General features: G+C 63.5%; 21 protein-coding genes. 8 read left to right on the top strand and 13 right to left on the bottom strand.

Annotated elements, in window-relative coordinates:
• Positions 1–37 precede the first annotated feature (37 nt).
• From ABIB99_RS18005 to ABIB99_RS17990, 4 genes are all read right to left on the bottom strand, one after another.
• Positions 38–1,243, bottom strand: coding sequence for a beta-ketoacyl-ACP synthase (locus ABIB99_RS18005; RefSeq protein WP_063983967.1), 1,206 nt, complete (start codon positions 1,241–1,243; stop codon positions 38–40).
• A complete protein-coding gene (locus tag ABIB99_RS18000; RefSeq protein WP_063983966.1) occupies positions 1,240–1,710 on the bottom strand; it encodes a 3-hydroxyacyl-ACP dehydratase FabZ family protein in 471 nt (156 codons plus the stop codon). The genes ABIB99_RS18005 and ABIB99_RS18000 overlap by 4 nt, the downstream gene beginning before the upstream one ends.
• A gap of 10 nt (positions 1,711–1,720) precedes the next feature.
• Positions 1,721–2,008 carry an acyl carrier protein gene (locus ABIB99_RS17995; RefSeq protein ID WP_007592476.1) on the bottom strand — a complete coding sequence of 96 codons (288 nt, stop codon included), beginning with the start codon at positions 2,006–2,008 and terminating at the stop codon, positions 1,721–1,723.
• A gap of 209 nt (positions 2,009–2,217) precedes the next feature.
• Positions 2,218–2,559, bottom strand: a complete 342-nt coding sequence (locus tag ABIB99_RS17990; protein WP_063983965.1) for a hypothetical protein — start codon at positions 2,557–2,559, stop codon at positions 2,218–2,220.
• A gap of 336 nt (positions 2,560–2,895) precedes the next feature.
• Between ABIB99_RS17990 and ABIB99_RS17985 the strand changes: the two genes are divergently transcribed.
• Positions 2,896–3,525: a ParB-like protein gene (locus ABIB99_RS17985; protein WP_063983964.1), complete on the top strand. Its 630-nt coding sequence runs from the start codon at positions 2,896–2,898 to the stop codon at positions 3,523–3,525.
• A gap of 15 nt (positions 3,526–3,540) precedes the next feature.
• Here the strand turns inward: ABIB99_RS17985 and ABIB99_RS17980 are convergent, their stop codons facing one another.
• The gene (locus tag ABIB99_RS17980; RefSeq protein ID WP_166094517.1) at positions 3,541–3,696 is read right to left on the bottom strand and encodes a hypothetical protein; all 156 of its coding nucleotides are present in this window, start codon (positions 3,694–3,696) and stop codon (positions 3,541–3,543) included.
• A gap of 276 nt (positions 3,697–3,972) precedes the next feature.
• Between ABIB99_RS17980 and ABIB99_RS17975 the strand changes: the two genes are divergently transcribed.
• Positions 3,973–4,116, top strand: coding sequence for a hypothetical protein (locus ABIB99_RS17975; protein ID WP_166094525.1), 144 nt, complete (start codon positions 3,973–3,975; stop codon positions 4,114–4,116).
• Between the two features lie 43 nt (positions 4,117–4,159).
• Here ABIB99_RS17975 and ABIB99_RS17970 read toward each other — a convergent pair whose 3' ends face one another.
• On the bottom strand, positions 4,160–4,363 hold the full coding sequence (locus tag ABIB99_RS17970; protein WP_063983963.1) for a hypothetical protein: 204 nt from the start codon (positions 4,361–4,363) through the stop codon (positions 4,160–4,162).
• A 162-nt stretch (positions 4,364–4,525) separates the two neighbouring features.
• On the opposite strand from ABIB99_RS17970, the gene ABIB99_RS17965 reads away from it, so the two are divergent.
• Together ABIB99_RS17965 and ABIB99_RS17960 are read left to right on the top strand one after the other, a co-directional pair.
• Positions 4,526–5,257: a Crp/Fnr family transcriptional regulator gene (locus tag ABIB99_RS17965; RefSeq protein ID WP_063983962.1), complete on the top strand. Its 732-nt coding sequence runs from the start codon at positions 4,526–4,528 to the stop codon at positions 5,255–5,257.
• Between the two features lie 139 nt (positions 5,258–5,396).
• A complete protein-coding gene (locus tag ABIB99_RS17960; RefSeq protein WP_166094532.1) occupies positions 5,397–5,564 on the top strand; it encodes a hypothetical protein in 168 nt (55 codons plus the stop codon).
• A gap of 32 nt (positions 5,565–5,596) precedes the next feature.
• Here the strand turns inward: ABIB99_RS17960 and ABIB99_RS17955 are convergent, their stop codons facing one another.
• The 5 genes from ABIB99_RS17955 to ABIB99_RS17935 form a co-directional block, all read right to left on the bottom strand.
• Positions 5,597–6,094, bottom strand: coding sequence for an MgtC/SapB family protein (locus tag ABIB99_RS17955; protein WP_063983961.1), 498 nt, complete (start codon positions 6,092–6,094; stop codon positions 5,597–5,599).
• Entirely contained in the window at positions 6,091–6,672 is a 582-nt protein-coding gene (locus ABIB99_RS17950; RefSeq protein WP_063986449.1) for a peroxidase-related enzyme, read from the bottom strand. The genes ABIB99_RS17955 and ABIB99_RS17950 overlap by 4 nt, the downstream gene beginning before the upstream one ends.
• Positions 6,673–6,786: 114 nt before the next feature.
• Positions 6,787–8,559 (bottom strand): di-heme-cytochrome C peroxidase, encoded by a 1,773-nt coding sequence (locus tag ABIB99_RS17945; protein ID WP_063983960.1) that lies wholly within the window; start codon positions 8,557–8,559, stop codon positions 6,787–6,789.
• Positions 8,560–8,833: 274 nt separating this feature from the next.
• Positions 8,834–11,842, bottom strand: a complete 3,009-nt coding sequence (locus ABIB99_RS17940) for an ATP-binding protein (RefSeq protein WP_354176872.1) — start codon at positions 11,840–11,842, stop codon at positions 8,834–8,836.
• Between the two features lie 136 nt (positions 11,843–11,978).
• A complete protein-coding gene (locus tag ABIB99_RS17935; RefSeq protein WP_162136488.1) occupies positions 11,979–13,733 on the bottom strand; it encodes an ATP-binding protein in 1,755 nt (584 codons plus the stop codon).
• Between the two features lie 420 nt (positions 13,734–14,153).
• On the opposite strand from ABIB99_RS17935, the gene ABIB99_RS17930 reads away from it, so the two are divergent.
• Entirely contained in the window at positions 14,154–15,122 is a 969-nt protein-coding gene (locus ABIB99_RS17930; RefSeq protein ID WP_038955078.1) for a catechol 2,3-dioxygenase, read from the top strand.
• 71 nt (positions 15,123–15,193) lie between these two features.
• Here the strand turns inward: ABIB99_RS17930 and ABIB99_RS17925 are convergent, their stop codons facing one another.
• Together ABIB99_RS17925 and ABIB99_RS17920 are read right to left on the bottom strand one after the other, a co-directional pair.
• The gene (locus ABIB99_RS17925) at positions 15,194–18,721 is read right to left on the bottom strand and encodes a molybdopterin cofactor-binding domain-containing protein (RefSeq protein WP_354176871.1); all 3,528 of its coding nucleotides are present in this window, start codon (positions 18,719–18,721) and stop codon (positions 15,194–15,196) included.
• Positions 18,721–19,203, bottom strand: a complete 483-nt coding sequence (locus ABIB99_RS17920) for a (2Fe-2S)-binding protein (protein ID WP_063983956.1) — start codon at positions 19,201–19,203, stop codon at positions 18,721–18,723. Before ABIB99_RS17920 ends, ABIB99_RS17925 begins: the two co-directional genes overlap by 1 nt.
• A gap of 250 nt (positions 19,204–19,453) precedes the next feature.
• On the opposite strand from ABIB99_RS17920, the gene ABIB99_RS17915 reads away from it, so the two are divergent.
• From ABIB99_RS17915 to ABIB99_RS17905, 3 genes are read left to right on the top strand one after another with little or no spacing between them, the layout of a single operon-like run.
• Positions 19,454–20,911, top strand: a complete 1,458-nt coding sequence (locus tag ABIB99_RS17915; RefSeq protein WP_187387735.1) for a 6-hydroxynicotinate reductase — start codon at positions 19,454–19,456, stop codon at positions 20,909–20,911.
• Entirely contained in the window at positions 20,908–21,804 is an 897-nt protein-coding gene (locus tag ABIB99_RS17910; protein ID WP_063983955.1) for a UPF0280 family protein, read from the top strand. Before ABIB99_RS17915 ends, ABIB99_RS17910 begins: the two co-directional genes overlap by 4 nt.
• Positions 21,805–21,819: 15 nt before the next feature.
• Positions 21,820–22,404, top strand: coding sequence for an amino acid synthesis family protein (locus tag ABIB99_RS17905; protein ID WP_063983954.1), 585 nt, complete (start codon positions 21,820–21,822; stop codon positions 22,402–22,404).
• Positions 22,405–22,473 lie beyond the last annotated feature (69 nt).

Genomic DNA, 22,473 nt, shown 5'->3' with positions numbered 1-22,473 from the left:
CGATTGAGCTAGAGCATCCGCCAAAGCGCGACGCGCTTCAGCTTACGGCCTCGACCAGAGCCATGCCCTCGCCGCGCCAGTGTCCGGCCCCCACCACCACAATCTGGGTGGGCGCGCCCTGCATTTCAATCTCGGTCCCGGTGGAATCGTTCGGCGGGAACAGCGCACCGCGCGAGATCGACAGCGCCGCGAGCGCGATGCCAAGCGGGAATTGCGTTTCCATGGCGTGGCCGAACATCGTGCCGGTCGAACGCACCGGGAAGTCAGCATGGCCCTTCAGGAAGCCGCGCTCCTCTGACGTCGCGGGCTCCGCGCCGGTCGCGCCCGATATGATCGCGCCCTTGCCCTCGCGCCTGGGCAGCTTTTCCCAAAGCTTCTCCAGCGTCGCGGCCGTGTCGCCGGGTTGCTTGCGCCGGGCGAGGTCGGCAACGACGCTCGACAGCTTTGCGAACGGCTTTGCGCCGCGCGCTTCCGCGTGCGCCTTCGATTCCAGCACCAGGAACGCGCCGGCAGATCCCAACGCGAAACCGGGGTGATCCTTGCGCGCCCACACCGGAGCAAACTTGTCTTTCAGGTTGAAGTCGCCGAATTCGTAGAGGACCATCAGGTCTTTGCGCTCGCCATTGTGGGAGCCGCCGATCAGCGCGATGTCGCTCTCGCCCGAGGCGATGCGCGCGAGCGCAATGCGCGCCGCATCGGCACCCGCGACCTCTTCGCCCATGAAAGTGCGCGAGGTGCCGCCGAGACCGTGCACGATGGCGATGTTGCCGGCGAGCAGGTTCGAGAGCTGGGCCAGGAACAGCGTCGGCCTGAGATCGCTCATCAGCCGTTCGTTGAGGAAGCCGGGCGCATTGGCGCCCTTGACCTCGGCCGTGAGCACGCCGGAGTCGACATTGAGGTCGCGCTCGCCGCCGCCGGCGGCCACCACCATGTCGATCTTCGACAGGATGTCCTTGTTGCCCTTGATCCCGGCGGAATCGAGCGCAAGGCCCGCGGCATAGGTGCCGATGCGCTGCCAGGCTTCCATCTGGCGCTGGTCGCCCTTCTTCGGGATCTGGCTGTCGAAGGTCACAGGCATCAGGGGATGCACGATGCAGGGCGCAAAGCCCTTCTCGTCGACATTGATGCGCTTGTCCTGAAGCGCGGCCCAGTTGGCGTCCAGGCCTTCGCCGAGCGAGGTGGCAAGGCCAATGCCGGTGATCCAGACTTCCGTCTGGCCGGGCTTCGAAGCAGTGTCAGTCATGGCGATCCGGCCTGTTGCGGGAAGCCGACGCGTTTGGCGACCGCGTCCATGAAGCCGCGCATATCCGCATTGGGGAAGGGGATCTGCGTGAAGGTGAGCGTCGAATTCGCGCGCAGCTTGCCGCCGACCTTGATCTTGGCCTCGGTCACCGCATAGCCCGAGCCCTGATGCGACAGGGTCGCCTCGATGGTCATGAGATCGCCGGGGAAGACCGAGCCGCGGACCTTGGCCTCCTTGACGGCGGCCAGGATCGGCATGCGCTCGAACTTGAGCACGCCGAGCTGAAGCCAGCCCGAGGCCTGGGCCATCGATTCGATCAGGAGCACGCCGGGCATCAGGGGATAGCCCGGGAAGTGCCCCTCGAAGATCGTGCTCTCCTTGGGGACCAGGGCTTCGACGACAATCGTCTTCGCGTCGACGTTGAGGTCGACGACGCGATCGATCATGTGGAAGTATTCGAGTTGCATGACCGCGCGCTTAGGCGCTCGCGCCCTTGGCCGCAACCAGTTCGTCGATGCGGGCGCACAGATTTTTCAGCACGAAATACTGCTCGGTGGTCGCCTTGCCGTCGTTGACCTCCTGGGTCCATTTTTCCAGCGGCAGCTTGATGCCGAACTGCTTGTCGATCGCGAACGCGATGTCCAGGAAATCGAGGCTGTCGATGCCGAGGTCATCGATGGCGTGGCTATCCGGCGTGATCGTGTCGCGCGGGATGTCGCAGGTTTCAGCGATGATCGTAGCGACCTGATCGAATGTGGAGGACATCACTAAGCCTTTGATATATTGCTGATATTTGTCGGAAGTTCCAGAGTGGAACGGTGGGTGGGCATCGCGCCCCGATGACGCCCTCAAACCCCCCTCTGGCCGGGTCGAAAGCCCGTATATCGGAGCGCCGCCCTGAGTTCAATGGAGCCGGGCGGCCCCGGCGACAGGGCTGGGGATGCCGTCGGCGGGCCTTTTCACCCGGGGGGTGCCTAGATATGGGGCGTCGTGATCTTGGCGCAGTCGCGGCGGCCCATCAGCACGCAATCCTGGGTGCGGCGCAGGTCGGCAATGCTCACCGCGAGCCAGATCCCGATCGCGGTCAGCGCGATGGTGAAGGCGAGCGCCGCAATATTGGCGAGCATGCGGTGGCGGAAATTGTCCGGTTCCGGGCGGGGCTTCTCGTAGCGCGACAGGTCGAGCGGCTCGGGCGCGACGCGCAGCGGCTGCACGGTACCGCTGCCCCGTTGGACCGGCGGGGGAGACGCGTTGCGCGGCCTGAACTGGAGCACCCGGTGCTCGTCATCCGAGCTGATGGGCCGCTGTGTTTTCATGGTGAGGGGATCACTCCGAAGCAGCGGTTTTTAGATAGCATACGTCGTGAATGCCTTGCAGAAAATCTTCTCAACGCACACGTGCATTGCGCTTTCGCACTATCTTGCATGGCATATTTCCGGAACGGCGCGCGCGAACGCGGTGCCGGCTGTCAGGTCGGTGACAGGAAGCGGAGGTTGCGTCGCAGCAACGACACCGAAGCACGCACCGTCGGCTCTCGTGAACATCTGCTTGTGATATCCGCGGCCGGATCGAACGCATTTTGCCGCCGCGGGGCCCATGGCATAATCAAGGGAACCGGACCACCGGTTGCAACCATGTGAGGGGCCTTCATCATGACCACCACCAACGCACGCGAACCGAGAGTGCATCCGGTGCCGATCCTGTCGCTCCGGCCGACGCAGATGACGGTCGGCATGCGCGAGGTCAAGGAGAAGCGCAAGCGCTGGCGCGAGCACGGCAAGAAGAAGCAGGCCGACCTGCTCGGCAATCACATGATCCCCGTCGTCTACGGACCGGACCAGCGCTACTACGTGATCGACCATCATCATCTCGGCCGCGCATTGCACGACGAGGGCGTCAAGGAAGTGCTGGTGACCGTGGTCGGCGACCTCAGAATGGTCGAGCGCGAAGCTTTCTGGGGCGTGATGGACAACAAGCGCTGGGTCTATCCTTACGATTCCAAGGGCGAGCGGCGTCCGTTCCGCGATCTGCCGAAATCGGTCGTCGATCTCAAGGACGATCCGTTCCGGAGCCTTGCCGGCGAGCTCCGCCGCATGGGCGGCTTCGCCAAGGATACCACGCCGTTCTCGGAATTCCTGTGGGCCGACTTTCTGCGCCGGAAACTGACGCGCAAGGCGGTCGATGCCAATTTCGACAAGGCGCTCGAGAAGGCCCTGTCCGCGGCCAAGAGCAAGGACGCTATCTATCTGCCCGGCTGGTGCGGGCCGGCGGATGACGATTAGGCGCAACCGCTCGCATCAGTCGCGCTGAAAGATCTTGGCGCCGGGGTAGACGCGCCGGGCGTAGCTCACGACCAGCGCGCGGTCCTGGGTTGCCAGGAAGGGCGTTCGGATTTGGCACGAGCCGACGACGAGGTGCCACAGACCATTGAGCCTCCGGATGACGACGTTCATTTGAGCAATCCTCGATGACTCCGCGTTCCCGCGAATACTGCTTATCGCGGCAGTCTTGCGATTCATGATCGTGGTCGCTGGCGCGAAATTCCCGTTGCCGCTCGCGACCGTCGCAAGACAACGACGATGATTATTAGTTGGTTACGGCGCGGCGGCCCGAGAAGCCGGATCTCATCACAGCCGCTTGAGCGAAGTCATTTTCTGCAGGGATGAAACCGTCCTGAAACAGAGCCACCCCATCTCTGGTGGGTAGTCGAGCTCACACAGGAGGCCGAAATGCGCCGTCTGGTTTTCGTAATCGCCTTGCTCGCAGTCGCCACAGCAGGAATCTCGGCATCGTTTGCTGCAGTTCGCCACGCCAAGACGCTGACATTCTCTGAGCGCTTTGCTCCGGCGCTCGAGTTGATGGCGCAGCGCTAGCGGTGTAGCGCCTCGCAGTCGCCGCTACGCAACGGTGGGACGATCACTTCTGGTGCTGCGGGCCGGGTGAGGACAGAAGGCGTTCGATCTCGGCGGCTGCCTCGCCGTTGCGCGCCTTCTGCAAGAGTGTGTGGCGTTCGGTGCCGGCGGGCAGCTTCTTGGCCGCGGCGCGGGCGTCCTGCGTGAACCTGTTCAGGCGCTCCTGGAGTGACAGGGCCGGTCGCGTGCGGTTGCGCTTCTTGGTCATGGCTGCACCTTTCCGGCGCAAAGCCAACCATGGGGAGGCGAGTGGCGTCCTTAACTTTTGTTGGAACCGGGGGCGTGGATCGCGGGTTTTTCATTGCAGCGGCGCTTCGGCGCCAGGGATTGCAATACAGATCCCACCTCATACCAACCGGAGCTAGCTCGCGTGCCTAGCGATACGATCCGTGCTGCGCTTGTCAGGCGTTTGCGTACATCTTCAGGCATCTCGGACGACGACGTGAAGGAGATCGAGGCGCTCCCAATCGCGGTTCGTCAATATCCGGCGGAGGCGCCCGTGGTGCACGACGGCGAGCGCGCAACCGATTGCTGCCTGATCGCAGATGGCTTCTGTGCGCGTTCCAAGACGATAGCAAGCGGCAAGCGTCAGATCCTCTCTATCCACATCCCCGGCGAGATCCCCGACCTGATGAGCCTGTTCCTGCATGTGATGGATCACGATCTGTCGACGCTGACGCCATGCACGCTCGGCTTCATCAGTCACGAAACGCTGCGAAAATTGCACCAGCGCAGTCCAAGCGTCGCCGAGTTGTTCTGGCGAGACACGCTGATCGACGCTGCCATGTTTCGCGAATGGATCGTCAATGTCGGCCAGCGTCCCGCGCCCGCAAGGCTTGCCCATGTCATGATCGAGCTGCGCGAACGCCTCCGGGTCATCGGGCGTCTTGACGGCAACAGCTTCGAGATGCCGCTGACCCAGGAGCAGATCGGCGAAGCCCTGGGAATCACCGGGGTGCACGCCAACCGCGTGATCAAGCAGTTGCGGCAGGAGGGCATCGTCGAGCTGCACCGCGGCCGCGTCACGGTGCTGGACGAGCGGAAATTCTTGGAACTTGCCGATTTCGACGGCCGTTACCTGCATCAGTCGCCAACGCTTTGAGGCGCGCAGGCGACTTGACCTACCGCAAATTCGTATCGGTGCAGGGCGCTATGGTCCGTCGGCATGATTGCCGAACCGGTGTTGCCTGAATGTCGAGGGCGCAGGTGGCTCCGAGTCATGCTGACCCGGAGGCATCACCGTGAGCGCAATCTTTCGCATTCTGTTCATCGTTGCCGGTGCCATCACCGCGCTGTTCGTCGCGCGCGATGCCCTGAATTTCACGATCATCCAGACCTTCGTTGCCGTTCTGCTCGTCACCGCCATCGTCGGTGTCGGAAGCTTCTGGAGCCAGCGACGGAAAACGTGACGGATGTGAGAGCCGCGTGCTGGCGCAGCCGGCTAGGTCCGCGGCGGCGCGTCCGGAGACGTCTCCGCGGTGTGCGCATCCCCCTTGCCGCCGAGCATGCGGTGCAGCCGTCGCTCGATGTGGCGGCCCACCGTCAGCAGCACGAAGGCGAGCGCCAGCGCGACGGCGACGATCTTCCACTGTCCGGCGCCGCAGACGATGCCGATGCAGGCCGCGAGAAAGGTGCAGGCGGCGCTGGTCAGCCCGCGGACGCGAAATCCCATGCTCTGATGCACGATGACGCCGGCGCCGAGAAAGCCGATGCCGGTGAGGATGCCCTGGATGACGCGGCTGGTGGCATCGGCGACCCTGGTTGGCTCGGCGAGCTGCAGGGCGAGCAGAACCACGGTCGCCGTGGAGAGCCCGACGATGCCGAGCGTCTTCAGCCCGATCGGTTTGCCGTGCAGGTCGCGGTCGAGGCCGATCGCGCCGGCGGCGACGGTCGCGGCACCGAGACGAGCAAGGATTTCGGACCAGTCGAGCTCCGTCATTTTTTCGGCAAGCGCCCCATCAGGTAAAACTCCTCGTTCGGCCTCATGCCGGTGAAGTTTGCCAGCCGATTGGACAGCGCGAAGAAGGCGGAGATCGCGGCGATGTCCCAGATGTCGTCGTCGCTGAAGCCGTGCGGTGCAAGCGCCCCGAAGTCCTCCTCGGAGACGCGCTGTGCGTCGGCCGAGACCTTCATCGCGAAATCGAGCATCGCCTTTTGCCGCGGCGTGATGTCGGCCTTGCGATAGTTCACCGCGACCTGGTCGGCGATCAGCGGGTTCTTGGCGCGGATGCGCAGGATCGCGCCGTGCGCGATCACGCAATACTGGCACTGGTTGGCCGCCGAGGTCGCGACCACGATCATCTCGCGTTCGGCCTTGGTGAGGCCGCCGTCCTTCTCCATCAGCGCGTCGTGATAGGCGAAGAACGCGCGGAACTCGTCGGGCCGGTACGCCAGCGTCAGGAACACGTTCGGCACGAAGCCGCTCTTCTCCTGCACGGCGAGCAGGCGCGTGCGGATGTCGTCGGGGAGCGTGTCGAGGGCGGGTGCGGGGAAGCGTTGTGAAGGAGGAAGGGGCATGACGATGTTCCGGATGGGGCTCTCGGGGAAGCGCGGAACATAGTCGATCGCAGTCCTTAGCGCAAAGCGCATGCGCGGACTACATCCTGGCTAGCGCAGACAGAGCCGAGGCTCTCAAAGAGTCTTCAAATATTCGAGGAGTGCCTTCTTTTCGTCGTCGCTCAAGCGCGTGCCATAGTCATGCCCGCACCGGCTGTTTCCTGAATTGAGGTCATTGCAATCGGTGACTGGACGAGTTGGCCCCTCTTGTGTGACGTCAAGACCAACATTCTTGATGTCGTATCTCGCGCCAACTTTGAATTGTGACATGCGCTTCGCAGGCGGTACGAGCAATTCCGCCAATGTCGGCACCGAGCCGTTGTGCAAATAAGGCGCCGCGGCCCAAATTCCCTCCAGCACGCGAGCTTCATACTCGCCTCTGTTGAGGGTCCGCTCAAGAAGCGTCCCAGGTTCGATCGTCAGGCTTTCTGGCTGGTTCGGAGGTTGCGCGCTGCTGGGCGGCGCGATGGACGCCTTGACCGGAGCCGGTGACAGAGAGAGGGATGTGGAGGGCGCCTTTTGGGCGTTGGGAGGCAACGAGGAGCCAAAGCCGTCACCGGGGCCGACGTCGCTCCCCAGATACAGCTTATTGTCGAGGATCGCTCCGGCGACTGCACTGAACATCATGTGGACGGCATAATCCTCCTCCTCGAGGTGCCTGGCGATCAACGGGATACCTGCTCCCTTCAGCGCGCCGGTCTTCACCCTCCAACCAAGCTCGTCGAATTGACGTGTGTCGGTGCCGACGTTCTGAACCGGCGTCACCCACGTCGTAACAAACAGGTCGCGCAGGGCACGGACTTCCTTCTTCTCGTGACACCCCTTGCTGCACTGCCTCTCGAAGATTTTTTGACCGTCTTTAGCCAGCTTCGAGTCGATAGGCCAATCTGATGGCCATTTTGGCGGGCCCATCTTCTGGAGCAATTCCTCAAGTCGTTTCAGTCCATCGAAGTTGATGGAGTTGGCATAGTTGAAGAACGGGCCGAACGAGCGCCTTGGTTCGAAGTTGCCGAATGCGAGAGCCTGTCCCGCGTTCCGGGCTAGTGCGAAGACGCGGTTTCCATTCAACACAAAACCGGCCCAGTCGGTCTGGTTCTGCATCGGTGAATTCCACAGGAAAGGATAGCGCACCGGAGCATCGCCAATCTTCATGTTCTCCGGGATCAAAAAATCGGGCGGCGGCCCAACGTCGGTGCCGGATATGCGGTTGAAGATGATCCCGATCGCGTCCAGACGTCCGGGGCCCCAACCAACTGGCGGCAATGTACCGGTCACGAATGCATGAACGCGCCGGTGCCATGCATCAACCCTCTGACGTAGTGCGGCAACATCGGCAGCAGAAGGTGTCGCAGGTTGGGAGACGGCCGCAGCAAATGCAGCGAATGCCGTGTCGCTTGCGGTTACGTCTCCTACCGCCTTGTCCAGGTCGCTCAGGAACTCCTGGAAATCCATAAACGCCGGACCGCCGTCGATGCGGTACGTCTTGCCCCCAACTTCAACCTGCCGCGTGTGACACGCGGAGCATGTTATCCCGACCATCTGGGACTCTGCGGGACCCGTGGTGTGGAGGCCGACGGGGAGGTTGGTATTATTGCCCGGATTTGGGAGAAAGCCGTATCGGGTAAGACCATCCGAGAGGAACGGTTGTCCGTCCTTCGCTTTCAATGCCCGTAACCAGGTGAGGTTGATTAAGCGGGAGCCTTGGTCGCGCGTGTAGTAGTCAGCCCTGTCTTCCGCTGTCCATGTCGGGCCTTGGTCGACATATATCGGATCGCCGAGAGCGGTCTCAATTCCCGAACTTGCAGCGACGACCAGCGCAAAGCGAATGAGGAAAGCGACACGACGCATCGCATGAGCCTCCGTGAACTACAATTGAACCACCCGTTTTCTCGAAATCAGAATTTGTGGAGATATGCGCAGCTCGGCGAGACGCAGCTCGCCCGGTAGCGACGAGAGCTGTCAGAAATAGCCGTCCGATGCTCGAGATTGTACTTCTTGGCAAAGTCCCGTCAAGGTCGTTGCTCCGGGTCGGAGCCCCGGATTGCATGCCGCGCCCGTTGAAGCGCGGCGAGCCCACGAAACGGGCCCGGTGAACTGGTGTGTCTCGACACGAGCGGCCTTGCTAAACCGCGAGCCGGGATCCGTCCCAGGCAACAATGCCAAACTGATCGCAAATCGCGTGCATCTCGGCGAGATCCTCAGCGACGCGGGCGGTGCCAGGCTTCGCCTCGGCGAGCAGTCGCACCCTCAAACCGAGACATTCGACAATCAGCCATGGGTTCCTGATGGTCCTGGCGATGGAAAGAGCGTCATCCAAGGCGCTCAGGCCACGTTCGGATTTCCCGTCCCGAACGAGAGCCTCAGCGTAACCCGCATAGAGAAGGCAGAGCTCGATCTGGCCTGTCCGCAGATGCGTGCCGCTCTCCATACAGGCGTCTATCAGGTCGACGGCCTGATGTGCCTGGCCTGTTCGTGCCAGAGCGGTCGCCATTGCTCCGGTCAGGTTGGCCTTGCTGGCATCGTAGCCGTTACGTTCGACGATCTCCCTTGCAATCGACAAGCATTCCACAGCCTGGTCATTTCGATGGAGCATGAGGAGATTTCGTCCCATCGTAATGCGGGCGAGCACTTGCCCATATGAATCCTGTTCGCGAACTGCGATCTCCAATGCACGCAATGCGAATCCGAGCGCCTCCGCATATTGACCTGTTGCATTCATGAACCAGCTCCTGAATGCCAAAACCGTGCATTTTGGACCGGCCGGTGTCCCGAGACGGGCAGTCTCGAGTTCTCCTGTGAGCATTTCATTCAGTTCGTCCATCGCCGCAATCGCGCGATGGACGTGGCCCATGCTGTGCAACACATTTGCCATGATGGTCTGATTTGAAAATATGAGTGCAGTCGATTTCAGCGCTCGAGCCGTCCTCAGTCCCTCGCTCGTTATTTGCAGCCCTTCTTCATACCGGCCCTCAAACCAGTAGACCATCCCGAGTTGCGACTGGACGCTGCACACGTGAGCAATCCTGCCTTGGCGCCGCGCCAGCTCCAACGTCCGTGGCAAATGCATATTTACTTTTTTGAATTCGCCGAGTTGCAGCATCGAAGCGAAGCTCATTCGACCGAAGTCGACATATTTTTCTTCGGCGGCTTCCCCAAGACGCTCGATGAGCTTGAGCGCCCGGTCGTATATCAAACTGAGCGATGAGGCTGCGGCGTTCCGGCGCGCTTCGACGGCGGCGTCCCAGAGGTAGCCAAGTGCAGCATCAGCATCTCCGGCTTCCTCTGCATGAAAGGCCAACTGTTCGTAACGACCATCCAGATTCGGGTAACGCCGAATGATCGCCTGGACAGCGGCCTGGTGGATTTCCAGACGCCGGCCACGCGGTATCGTGTTTGCACAGGCCTCGGCGATGATCTGATGCCGGAAACGCACGGAGTTACCCGCAAGCGGATGGACAAAAGCAAATCGGGCAAGCTCGAACAACGCAGTCAGCAGCTCGCCTACGTCCACGCCGAGCACCGTCGTAGCCAATTGGATTTCGACCTCCTCTCCCAGCAGGCTGAGCGTCTGCACGAATGCCTTCAACTTCGGAGAAAGCCGTTGCAGGCGCGCATGAATCACGGACTCGACGCTCTGAGGCAGCGAATGTTCGCTCGTTGCGTTCGTCGCGTCCGCCGAACGCAAGAACTCTTCCAATACGAAGGGGACGCCGTCGGCGCGATCGATTGCTCTCGCAAACACGGTCGGGGATCGAGTTTTCGGCCACAATTGGCGTCCCAAAGCCTCCATGCAGGCCCGCGACAGCGGTTGTAGATGAATGAGCGAGTCCGCAATCTCCATGGACTGGTCTGATGATTCCGGACGTCCGGTCAGCAATATGCAAAGCGGCTTTGGGGTACTTGCGCGCGCGAGCAATTTCAGGAAATGGCGGCTTTCCGGATCGATCCACTGGAGGTCTTCGATCAGCAAGAGAGTTGGTCTATCAAGCGCCAATGCGAGGAAGGCATTGACAAGTGCACGTGCAATTTGCGTTTGCGTATTGTCGGTCAATCGTTGGCGAGAGGACGCTTTTCCGGCGATGAATAGGGCTTCGAGCTTTCTGCGATCGGCTGCCTCGATGTGCAGTTCCGCGAGAGCCTCACGAATATGTGCATCCGAAGATGAGCTGTTTGCAGCGAGCATGTCGCCCACCAAGGTGCGGGCGGCGGCGAATGCGGTGGCACGTTTCTGTACGCCGCCATAAAAGACGCAGCATCGCACGTCGGATGTCAGTGCCTCGGTCATTACGGCTGTCGCAAGGCGGCTCTTACCGATACCTGGTTCGCCCAGCAGCGTGACGGAGCAGCTTTTGGCGCCCGGGCGCGGGAGGAGCTCCCGAAGCGCCGCAAGTTCGTCGACCCGATTCACGATCGGATTTTGATAGCGGCTGGCGATTTCGTTGTGATCGACATCGTCCGGCCGGGCATTTAGCGTGTAGGCCTCGATGACCCGATCGGCGATTCCCGAAGTCGTCTTGTGCGCCGTAAGGCCGAGTGGCGATCGGCACAGCTTTGCGGTTTCGGCGCTAACCCTGATCTCGCCTGCCGCTGCTTCCTGCTGCAGCTTGGCAGCAACGTGCACGGTCGCTCCGGCAACGTCGAAGCGGGCGATGGCATTTTTGCCGCCTATGCGTAAGCCGACCAGGCCGGAGTGAAGTCCGACGCGAAAATTGACCGGATCTCCCCTGGGGCCGGACGACTGGCTATGACTCTGAATGTCCCAGGCTGCGATGCACGCACGATCCGCATGATCCTCATATGCGGTTGGCCAGCCGAATATGGCAATGCCACCGTCTCCCGCATAGTGGACAATCTGTCCCCCGAGACGCTCCACGGAGTTGCGGATGTGATCCAGCCACTGGTCCAAAAACGCTTGAGCTTCATCGGGATCGCAAGCCGCGATGTGGCGAGTTGAACCCACCATGTCGACGGCGAGCACCGTTATGATGTTACGATCCGCAATATTGGCACCGCCCACGGACATCTTCGCGCCCCGCGTGCTCAAACCGGCTCTAAAAGGCAAAGGTAGCACGAAGGACAAGCCTTGGGCTATCCGCGAGACGCGGCCTTGAGCCGCGATATCCGGGGGCATTCCCCGTCTTTCACGACTGTCCGCTGTTCGGGAAATTCCAGAGGCGATCGTGATTGAATCGAGGGGCCGCGGCGTACTGGATGCTCCGGTCAAGCCGGGGCATGACAGCGGAATTTGCCGAAGCGGTGTCCGTTCCTTACCGCAGTGGCTTCTTCAGCAGCGAGAAGCGATCCGGGTCCAGCCCCATCGAGGGCTGCAGCATCGGCGCTTCGGCGGTCGCGAGCGTCTTTGCGGGCGGCTGCGAGAACACCGGGTCGTTCGGCACGTCGCGTTGCGAGGTGGCGCCGCGCCAGCGCTCGAGCACGGCGCCGACGAAATGCATGTCGTGACCGGAGGTGACCGACGGCACGCTTGAGATGGTGGCTTCGCCGCGCGGCAATTGGTGCGGCGGCACCTCCTTGAAGCGCAGGCGGGTCGGCAGCGCGACGCCTTCGCCGAACGCCAGGACTTCGCGGGTGCCGAGTGATGGCACGAAGGACAGCAGGTTCGCGGCGGCATCCGACACCGCGGCGCGCAGCAGCGCCTGGTCGCGCTCGTTGGCCAGACGCATCGTGAACAGCGTGTTGCACTGGGAGATGATGGTGGCGTCGAGCTCGGCTGGACGTTGGGTGATGAGGCCAAGATAGACGCCGTATTTGCGGCCTTCCTTGGCGATGCGCGACACCGCCTTGCGGGTCGGGCCGAAGCCGACATTGCGGTCGGCGGAGGCATATCGGTGCGCCTCTTCGCAGACGAACAGCATCGGCGACACGCCGTCGCTCCACAGGCCGAAGTCGAAGGCCATGCGGCACAGCACCGAGACGACGGAATCGATGACCTCGGCCGGGAAGCCGGCGAGCTGCATCACCGTCATCGGCTTGCCGTTGGCGGGCAGGCGGAACAGATGGCTGATCACCTCGGCCATGGTGTCGCCGCCGACATTGGCGTTGTCGAACATGAAGGCGTAGCGCGGGTCGTTGCGGACGGCCTCGATGCGCGAGATCAGCTTGTGATAGATGATGCGAGAGGAGCGGTTTTCCAGCTTGCCCATGCGCTCGTCGATCAGCGAGATCAGATCGACCAGGCGGTATGGCACCGGCGTGTCGACGGTGAAGCCGACCTGCTTGGGATCGATGCGCTTCAGGCCGAGCCGATCGGTGTTCTGATACTGGGTGTAGATGCCCTTGGCGATCGGGATCACCTCGGCGAGGACGTCGAGCTCCTCGGGCACGCCGGCGCGGCCGCCGAACAGCACGTCGACGATTTCCTCGAAGTTGAACAGCCAGAACGGCAGCTTCAGGTTCCGCGGGTTGAGCACCAGCGCGCGATCGCCGAAGCAGCGGCCATATTCGTTGTGCACGTCGAGCAGGAAGATGCGCAGGTTCGGGCGTGATTTCAGGATCTCGTTGAGCAGCAGCGACACGCCGGTGGATTTGCCGACGCCGGTCGATCCCAGCACCGCGAAATGCTTGGAGAGCATTTCCTCGACGTCGACATAGGCGACGACGGAGCGGTCCTGCTGGAGGAAGCCGACATTGATCTGGTCCGATCCGGTCGGCGCGTAGATCGTGCGCAGCTCCTGGCTCGTGATCAGGTCGACGGAATCGCCGATGGTCGGATAGTTGGTGACGCCGCGCTGGAACTTGGCCTTGTCGGCGGCATTGTGGATTTCGCCGAGCAGGTCGACCGACGCGATGGCGATGTAGTCGGAGCTCGAGAGGTTCTCGCAGGACACCTCGGTGATCATGGCGACGATCACCGAGCTGGCGCAGCGGATGCTGACGAAACGGCCGACGGTGGCCCGAATTTCTGAGACCGGCATCTGGCTTGCCGCCAGCAGCCCGACCCGGGCGAGCGACCCGCGTACCGAAATCACGCGTCCAAAGGATGTCACGATGAATGAACCTGGCATGAGCAAGGGGTTTAACCCTGACTATGCGTGCCGCGGCTGGACAAACGGTTAAACGGCAGGCGCGGGGGCTTTGTTAAATCTGCGACAATTCGGTTGAGAGATTTGCTCCTAATGCATACTTGCGGGCGGAATCGGTAGGGGGATGCCGCTTTTCTAGGCCGATAGGCCCGACAGCGCTTAAGGAAGATTTTACCATTCGGCCAGTCGGTCCGCCGTTCGGGGATGGAGGTCATCCCGGCTGGCGCGTCACTCGATCCGGACGGCCATGTTTTGATTTGTTGACGGGACCTAATCATTTGTACATTAGTACAAATGAACCTGCGGCCTGGATGCCGCCCCCGTACGCTCGAGCGCGTTTGCAGCCTTGCGTCCGGTTGCGCGATCCGGTCCGGCGGATCGCAGTCACGCCTGGAGGAAAGCATGCAGCCCGAACCGATCCTTGATCTTGCTCATCTCGGCCACATGGAGCTGCTGACGCCGAAGCCCGACGAGAGCCTGAAATTCTTCGTCGACGTCATGGGCATGACCGTCAGCGGGCAGAAGGGCGAGTCGGTTTACCTGCGCGGCTGGGACGATTATGAGCGCTATTCGCTCAAGCTGACGGCGTCGAAGACATCAGGCATGGAGCATATGGCGCTGCGCGCGCGCAGCCAGCAGGCGCTGGAGCGCCGCGTCGCCGCGCTGAAAGGCTCCGGCTTCGACATCGGCTGGATCGACGGCGACATGGGGCAGGGGCCGACCTTCCGCTGCCGCGACCCTGACGGCCATATCGTCGAGCTCTATTACGAGACCGAATGGTACCAGGCGCCGCCGGAGCTTAGACCCGCGCTGAAGAACCAGGCGCAACGCTTTCCCGCGCGCGGCGTCAATGTCCGCCGCCTCGATCACCTCAACTGCCTCGCCGTCGACATCAAGGCCAACCGCGAGTTCTTCGAAAACTATCTCGGCTGCCGCCTCACCGAGCAGATCGTGCTCAACGACGGGCGGGAAGCGGCGATGTGGCTGACGATGTCGAACAAGAGCTACGACTTCGCCTACTCGCTCGACCACTCCGGCACACCCGGCCGCTTCCACCATGTCACCTACGCGCTCGACAGCCGCGAGGAGATTTTGCGCGCCGCCGATATCTTCCTGGAGAACGGCGTGCACATCGAGACCGGCCCGCACAAGCACGCGATCCAGCAGACCTTCTTCCTTTATGTCTACGAGCCCGGCGGCAACCGCGTCGAGGTCGCCAATGCCGGCGCGCGCCTCATCCTCGCCCCCGACTGGAAGCCGATCGTGTGGACCGAGGAGGAGCGCAAGAAGGGCCAGGCGTGGGGATTGAAGACGATCGAGTCGTTCCACACCCACGGCACACCGCCGGTGGAGGCGAAGAAGCACGGCTAGAGCATGACCCGGACCCGAAGGGCCGCGTTAGCGCAAAGTGTGAAGCGGCTTTCCGATTAGGTCGTGCTCCATCAATGCGTTGAGGTGCGCACGCGCGCGATCGTCTCGCGGACGCCGGTCCAGGCCGGCTTGTCCGGCGCGAACTGCCGGCGCAGGAAGGTGACGAGCTCTTCGACTTGTGCGTCGCTCATGCTGTTCTTGAAGGCGGGCATGTAGCCGAGGTCGCTGGAGACGGGCTCGGTGACGCCGTGCAGGATCACCTGGACAAGATTGTCCGGCATTCTGCTGTGCAGATTGCTGTTGAGCGCGAGCGAGGGCCGGCTGCCGAACAGCGGCAGGCCGCCGACCTCGTGGCAGACGGCGCAGGCGCCCTGATAGAGCCGCGCTCCGGTGGAAGCGGCGGTCGCGACTTGCGTTGCGCCTTCGAGCTTCGCGGCGAGCGCATCCTGCGTCTGCGTATCGGTTGCGGGGTCGTTGAACGAGTTGAGGTAGATCGCCATCGCGCGGATGTCCTGGTCGGGTAGCGCCGTGAGATCCCTGACGATCGGCGCCATCGGACCGGCCGCCACGCCGTGATAACGCGACTGGCCGGTGCGCAAATAGGCGAAGAGTTCGTCTTCACTCCATGGAATCGGCGCATGCGAGAGCGAGGTCAGGGCCGGCGCTTCCCAGCCCTCGGCAAATCCACCCGCGAGATACGCATTGCGCTGCTCCGCGCCGAGCGCGTTGCGCGGCGAATGACACCCGGTGCAATGGCCGAGGCTCTCGACGAGATAGGCGCCGCGGTTCCACTGCTCGGATTTGGCGGGATCGGGCTTGAATTCGCTCGTCCTGTGGAACAGGGCATTCCAGCCCGCAAGCAGCGGGCGGAGGTTGAACGGGAAGGCGAGCGCATTCGCCGGCGCTGTGGCGCGAACCGAAGGCTGGGTCATCAGGTAGGCGTAGAGCGCCTGCATGTCGGCGTCGCTGGTCTTGGCGAAATGGGTGTAGGGGAAGGCGGGGTAGAGCTGCCGTCCGTCGCGGTGCAGCCCGTCGCGCATCGCGCGCTCGAAGGCGGGATAGGACCAGGCGCCGATGCCGGTCTCGACGTCAGGCGTGATGTTGGTTGAGTAGATCGTGCCGAACGGCGTCTGAAGTGCGCGGCCGCCGGCGTTGAGCACGCCATTGAGGCTGGTGTGGCACTCCGCGCAATTGCCGAGTGCTGCGAGTTGCTCTCCGCGCGCGATCGTCGCCGCGGAATAGACCGAGGCATCAGGCCGCGCGATCGGCGCGATGGCGCGTCCGGGCAAGAGGGCCGCGCCGACGCCGATCGCGGCGGTGCAGACGGCCGCGATCGTCGCGAAGATGCCGGCGCGCTTGGCGAACGGATTCTGCCAGATGCGTGACGGCGGCGGCGCAGCGGGCGCGGGCAGGGCTTGCGGCACGGGCGATGTTTCAGCGTGCAACCCCCTCAGGATACGCTCGGGCGTGAACGGCGGCTCGCGGAAGCGCACGCCGGTGGCATCGAAGATCGCGTTGGCGATCGCGGCTGCGCTCGGCACCGAGGCGGACTCGCCGACGCCGAGCGGCGGCTGGTCCTGACGCGGCAACATCAGCACGTCGATCTTGGGCACGTCGGGGAACGGGATGATCGGATAAGCGCCCCATTCGCGCGCCGCCACCGCGCCGCGCTCGAACGAAACCTCCTCCATCAGCGCGCGGCTGGTGGACTGGATGACGTTGCCGTGGATCTGGTGGCGCACGCCGTCCGGATTGATCATCAGGCCGGAGTCCTGCCCGGCGACGACGCGCGTGACGCTGACATCGCCGGTGGACTTGTTCACCGCAACGTCGGCAACCCAGGCCGACCACGCCGCACCATAGCCGGGAAACTTGCTGTGGACATAGAGCGCATAGGCAAAGCCGCGCCCGTGCACGATGTCGCCGTTTTTCTCTTCGCGGACAGGCCGGGGCGTCCAGCCCGCGCGCTCGGCCACCGCATTGACGAGATCGACGGCGCGCTGGTCCTTCAGGTAACGCAGGCGGTATTCGATCGGATCGACGCCGGCCTCGGTCGCGGCCTCGTCGATATAGGATTCATGCGCGAACGTGTTCGGCAGCGCCGAGACACCGCGAAACCAGGACGCGCGCACGATCGGCGCCATGTCGTGGGCGACGACGCGCATGTGGTCGTAGTCGTAAGGCGGAATCGCGGTGCGGTCGCCCATGTGGAGCACATCGGCCACCGGCGAGATTCGCCCCGTCAACAGCAGCGCCAATGTCGGCGCAGCGTTGGAAGGGTAGCGCGTGGCGAGGTCGTAGCCGGCGACGCCGCCGTCCGCGTCGAGCCCGCCATTGACGTCGATGAGCTGCGCCGTGCCCTTGGGCTCCCAGGCGTGCTCCTGCTCGCGCGTCAGCTGCACGCGCACGGGCCGGCCGACGGCGCGCGACAGCAGCAGCGCGTCCGCGGTGACGTCATCGGCGCAGTTGCGGCCGTAGCAGCCGGCGGCCTCCAGGCGGATCACCTCGATCTCGCTCTCGGGACGCTCGATCAGGAGCGCCAGATCGCTGCGCAGGACATGCGGGTTCTGCGTGCCGGACCAGACGCGGATGTCGCCGTCCTGGACATCGGCGACTGCGCAGGACGGCCCGATCGAGGCGTGCATCTGGTACGGCCACACATAAGTGCGCTGCATCGGCTTGGCCGCGCCCGATATCGCAGCATCGACATCGCCCTTGTCGATCAGCGTGCGCGGCGTCGATGGATGGGCGCGCAGCGCGGTCTCGACGTCGGCGAGATCGGTTAGATGAGGTGTCGGCTTCCAGCTCACCGCGAGCTGCTCCGCCGCGCGGATCGCGTTCTCCTCGCGCTCGGCGACCACGCCGACGAAATCGCCGATGCGCACGACGGCAATGATGCCGGGAATGTCGCGTACCGAGGCCTCATCCACCGCGATCAGGCTGGTGCCGACGAACGGCCCGGCATCGACGCCGGCATAGGGCGGACGCACCACCCGGCCGTGCAGCATACCGGGCACCCTAATGTCGTGCACGAAGGTCAACTCGCCCGTCGCCTTGGCGGGCAGGTCGACGCGGGGCGTCGACTGGCCCACGATGGCGTAGTCGCCAACGGGCTTGAGTGCGACGTCGTCGGCAAGCTCGAGGCGAATGGTCTCGCCGCCGATCAGTTCGCCATAGCTGACGCTGCGGTTGTGCCCGCGCACGAGGCCGTCTTCGATCTTGAGGTCGCTGGCCGGCAGCTCCAGCCGCTCGGCTGCGCGCGCGATCAGAAAGTGCCGCGCTTGCGCGGCGGCCTTGCGCAGGGGGACGGCGGTGATCTGGATGGTCTCGCTCGCGATCGTCGCGCCCTGGTTTGGAACCACGGCGGTATCGCCGAGCACCACGACGACGCGCGCAAAGGACACATCCAGCTCTTCGGCGACGATCTGGCCGAGTGCGGTGCGGATCCCGGTGCCGAGATCGACATGGCCGTTATAGGCCGAGACCGATCCATCCGCGGTGATGCGGACGAAGGTTTCGGACGTGACTTCGTCCACGGTGCGGACGACGACGAGCGAACCGGATTGCCGCTCAGCTCCGTTCGAAAGAGGGGAGGCCATCAATCAACGGCCTCAGTGATCTGGCCGGATGCGCGCATCACCGCGCGCAGGATCTCGACATGGGTGCCGCAGCGGCAGAGATTGTAGCGCAGCGCCGCCAGCGCCTCCTGTTCGGTCGGCTGCGGGTTGATCGCGAGCAACGCCTTGGTGGTCATGATCATGCCGTTAAGGCAATAGCCGCATTGCGCGGCTTGCTCGTCGATGAAGGCCTGCTGCACCACATCCGGCTTGTCGTGCGTGCCGAGCCCTTCGAGCGTCAGGATGTCGCGGCCTGCACAGCCGCTCACGGGAATCACGCAGGAGCGCGCGGCGGCGCCGTCGATCAGGACAGTGCAGGTGCCGCATTCGCCCAAGCCGCAGCCATATTTCGGACCGTTGAGCGCGAGGTCGTTGCGCAGCACATAGAGCAGCGGTGTCTGCGGCGCTGCCGTGATCTCGTGGATCCTGCCGTTCACGGTGAGGCGGATCGGTGTCTGCGTCATCCTCGTTCCCAAGCCCGTGGCCAAGTGCTCATCAAAACCTACGTCGCGACGATACCGTTTGTACACAAACGTGCAAGCCGCGCATGCCGCACTGCAGCGCGACTGCCTTCTTTGTGGACAGAGCGGATAGGCAAATGGGGTTTTATGCGGCAGCCGCATCTTTTGCGCCGCACCGCCGCTTGACAGCCTTCGGGAGGGCGCGCAACATCGTTCGTATACGAATGATAACCGCAGTCGACTGGCTTTGGACATGGTGACTGAAACGACGAGCGCCGCCATCGACAAGATCCGTTGCGATGCCTGTCCGGTGATGTGCTACATCAAGCCGGGCGCGGCGGGCGCCTGCGACCGCTATGCCAACCACGACGGCAAGCTCGTCCGCGTCGACCCGCACGTGATCCTGGAACGCACCGTCTCGCATGGCGGGAAGCTCGTTCCGTTCAGCCGCACCGAAGACTGGGACGGCAAGATCGTCCACGAGCCCTCTACCTTTGTCACCGCGATCGGTGCGGGCACGACCTATCCCGACTACAAGCCGGCGCCCTTCATCGTCTCGTCCGAGATCGATGGCGTCGACATGGTGACTGTCGTCACCGAGGGCATCTTCTCCTATTGCGGCATCAAGGTGAAGATCGACACCGACCGCTATCTCGGCCCGGAAACCGCGACCGTTCGCGCGCAGGGCGAGGCGGTCGGCCACGTCACCACCAGCGAATACGGTTCGCAGATGCTGTCGCTCGGCGGCGTGCATCATCTCACCGGCGGCTCCAAGAAAGAGGGCCGCGTCACCTGCGATACGCTGATGGATCTCGCCAATTGCAAGGCGGTCGAGCTCACCATCGACGGCGGCGCAAGCGTGGTGGTGCAGGCCGGCCAGGCGCCGATCGTCAACGGCATGAAGGAAGAGCGCATGCGCGTCGGCTGCGGCTCGGCGACGATTGGCATGTTCGCCAAGCAATGGCACGGCAAGGTCGACGAGGTCGTCGTCGTCGACGACCACATCACCGGCGTGCTCTCGGAGCACCAGGCCGGCAAGCTGCTCGACATCGCCGACACCGGCATCAAGATGAAGGGCCGCCGCTCGACGCCGGGCCGCTATTTCCAGGTCGCCGATCCCGGCACGGGGTGGGGCGGCACCAACATTTCCGATCCGCTGGCGATTCTCGGGCCGTTCGACGCCAAGGAAGCCAAGCCTGGTCTCTCCATGCTGATGGTCTCCACGACCGGCGAGCACTCGTCTTACTATGTGCTCGACGAGGCCCTGAAGCCGGTCGAAACCGAGATGCCTGATGACCTGAAGTTCTCGGTCGAGCGCATCCAGGAGAATTGCGAGCCGGCGCTGTGCACGGTGTTGTTCATGGCGGGGGCCGGCGGCTCCTTGCGCGCCGGCGTCACCGACAATCCGGTGCGGCTGACGCGTTCGGTGAAGGACGCGCTGACGCGCGTCACCAGCGGCGGCGCGCCTGTTTATGTCTGGCCGGGCGGCGGCATCACCTACATGGTCGACGTGACACAGATGCCTTCAGGCGCGTTCGGCTATGTGCCGACCCCGGCGCTGGTCGCGCCGATCGAGTTCACGATGAAGCTGTCCGACTATGCCGCGCTCGGCGGGCACATGGATTATGTGAAGCCGCTGTCCGAGGTGCAGAGCGGTGACGACGTCCGCCAATTGCCCTGGCAGAATCCGATTCCAGGGCGCTGGGCATGACCAGGCTCCCGCAAATCGCATTGCTGTCTGGTGGCCGGCGGCTGCATTTGCAGGATGGACCGATTGATCTGATCGTGGAGGCGAGGGGGCGCGCTGACGCAGTGCGTGCGGCCTATGAGGCAGCGGCGCAGCATTTCACCGGACTGCTCGACGAACTCTGCGCGGAATTGCCGGAACTGCGGACGGCCGCTGAAAAGCAAACTTCGCTAAAAGGCGTGGTGGCGCGTCGGATGCACGCTGCTGTCGCACCCTATGCCGCCGATTGCTTCATTACGCCGATGGCCGCGGTTGCCGGCAGCGTTGCAGAGGAGATTCTTGGCGCCATGCTGGGCGCTGCGACGCTCGATCAGGCCTATGTCAACAATGGCGGCGATATCGCGCTGCATCTCGGCGAGGGCGAGCATTTTTCGGTCGGCCTGATGGATCGGCCTGATCGTGCCGGCGTGCTGCGCAAGATGAGGGTCTACTCAGGTGATCCCGTGCGCGGCATCGCGACCAGCGGGCGTCACGGCCGCAGCTTTTCGCTCGGCATTGCCGACGCGGTCACGGTGCTGGCTGCCACCGCATCGCAGGCCGATGCGGCCGCGACGGTCATCGCCAATGCCGTCGATCTGCCCGGGCATCCCGCCATCATCAGAAAGTCTGCGAACGAGCTTCAGCCCGACAGCGACCTCGGCGCGCGTCTCGTCACCCGCGATGTCGGTGAATTGTCGCAGAGCGAGATCGCGGCCGCGCTGGAATCTGGCGCGGAATGTGCACGGCAATTGTTCGATCGTGGATTGATCGAGGGTGCCGTGTTGCAGCTTTGTGGTGATATGCTTGTCATCGGAACCAGGGATATGGAAGAGCAACGAACGCGCCCGCGCATGCTGGAGAACGCGGTCTATGCCTGAACAGGGAAGCGAAACATGAGCGCGATCATCCGCAAGATCGTCACCGTCGTCGAAGAGACGCAGATGGAAATGGGCCGCCAGGTCTCGCCGCCGACGCGGCGCGCAGCGGCGATCGCCGTGATCGAAAATCCCTTTGCCGGCAAATATGTCGAGGATCTCTCGCCCCTGATCGCGATCGGCGAGGAGCTCGGCGAGCTCCTGGCGAAGCGCGCGGTGGCGGCGCTGGGCATCGATGGCGCGAAGGCGCAAAGCTACGGCAAGGCCGCGGCTGTCGGCGAGAACGGCGAGCTGGAGCATGCGGCGGCTATCCTGCATCCGAAGATGGGCGCTCCGGTGCGCAAGGTCCTGAGCAAGGGCGCGGCGCTGATCCCATCGTCGAAGAAGCGCAGCGGCCCGGGCACGACGCTGGACATTCCGCTCGGGCACAAGGACGCAGCCTTCGTGCGCAGCCATTTCGACGGCATGGAGGTGCAGATCAACGACGCGCCGCGCGCCAACGAGATCATGGTCGCGGTCGCCGTCACCGATAGCGGCCGTCCCTTGCCGCGCGTCGGCGGGCTGACGGTTGCGGAAGTGAAGGGTGAAGACGGTTTGAAATAGAGTTTGAACCGGGGAGGCGGGCATAGCTTCTCCGACAAGATCACGCTGAAGACGTAGAGAGTTCAAAAC

This window comes from Bradyrhizobium sp. LA6.1, from assembly GCF_040547805.1.
GTDB classification, from domain to species: domain Bacteria; phylum Pseudomonadota; class Alphaproteobacteria; order Rhizobiales; family Xanthobacteraceae; genus Bradyrhizobium; species Bradyrhizobium barranii.
The sequence above is the reverse complement of the archived record's forward strand: the minus strand, read 5'-3'. Positions and strand labels throughout refer to the sequence as shown.

Coding starts and splice junctions, on each gene's coding strand:
- ABIB99_RS17915 (WP_187387735.1), top strand. CDS start 19,454: ATGGTGACTGAAACGACGAGCGCCGCCATCGACAAGATCCGTTGCGAT.
- ABIB99_RS17970 (WP_063983963.1), bottom strand. CDS start 4,363: ATGACCAAGAAGCGCAACCGCACGCGACCGGCCCTGTCACTCCAGGAG.
- ABIB99_RS18000 (WP_063983966.1), bottom strand. CDS start 1,710: ATGCAACTCGAATACTTCCACATGATCGATCGCGTCGTCGACCTCAAC.
- ABIB99_RS17935 (WP_162136488.1), bottom strand. CDS start 13,733: ATGCCAGGTTCATTCATCGTGACATCCTTTGGACGCGTGATTTCGGTA.
- ABIB99_RS17930 (WP_038955078.1), top strand. CDS start 14,154: ATGCAGCCCGAACCGATCCTTGATCTTGCTCATCTCGGCCACATGGAG.
- ABIB99_RS17945 (WP_063983960.1), bottom strand. CDS start 8,559: ATGCGTCGTGTCGCTTTCCTCATTCGCTTTGCGCTGGTCGTCGCTGCA.
- ABIB99_RS17955 (WP_063983961.1), bottom strand. CDS start 6,094: ATGACGGAGCTCGACTGGTCCGAAATCCTTGCTCGTCTCGGTGCCGCG.
- ABIB99_RS17910 (WP_063983955.1), top strand. CDS start 20,908: ATGACCAGGCTCCCGCAAATCGCATTGCTGTCTGGTGGCCGGCGGCTG.
- ABIB99_RS17905 (WP_063983954.1), top strand. CDS start 21,820: ATGAGCGCGATCATCCGCAAGATCGTCACCGTCGTCGAAGAGACGCAG.
- ABIB99_RS17990 (WP_063983965.1), bottom strand. CDS start 2,559: ATGAAAACACAGCGGCCCATCAGCTCGGATGACGAGCACCGGGTGCTC.
- ABIB99_RS17995 (WP_007592476.1), bottom strand. CDS start 2,008: ATGTCCTCCACATTCGATCAGGTCGCTACGATCATCGCTGAAACCTGC.
- ABIB99_RS17920 (WP_063983956.1), bottom strand. CDS start 19,203: ATGACGCAGACACCGATCCGCCTCACCGTGAACGGCAGGATCCACGAG.
- ABIB99_RS17980 (WP_166094517.1), bottom strand. CDS start 3,696: ATGAACGTCGTCATCCGGAGGCTCAATGGTCTGTGGCACCTCGTCGTC.
- ABIB99_RS17925 (WP_354176871.1), bottom strand. CDS start 18,721: ATGGCCTCCCCTCTTTCGAACGGAGCTGAGCGGCAATCCGGTTCGCTC.
- ABIB99_RS17950 (WP_063986449.1), bottom strand. CDS start 6,672: ATGCCCCTTCCTCCTTCACAACGCTTCCCCGCACCCGCCCTCGACACG.
- ABIB99_RS17985 (WP_063983964.1), top strand. CDS start 2,896: ATGACCACCACCAACGCACGCGAACCGAGAGTGCATCCGGTGCCGATC.
- ABIB99_RS18005 (WP_063983967.1), bottom strand. CDS start 1,243: ATGACTGACACTGCTTCGAAGCCCGGCCAGACGGAAGTCTGGATCACC.
- ABIB99_RS17940 (WP_354176872.1), bottom strand. CDS start 11,842: ATGCCCCCGGATATCGCGGCTCAAGGCCGCGTCTCGCGGATAGCCCAA.
- ABIB99_RS17975 (WP_166094525.1), top strand. CDS start 3,973: ATGCGCCGTCTGGTTTTCGTAATCGCCTTGCTCGCAGTCGCCACAGCA.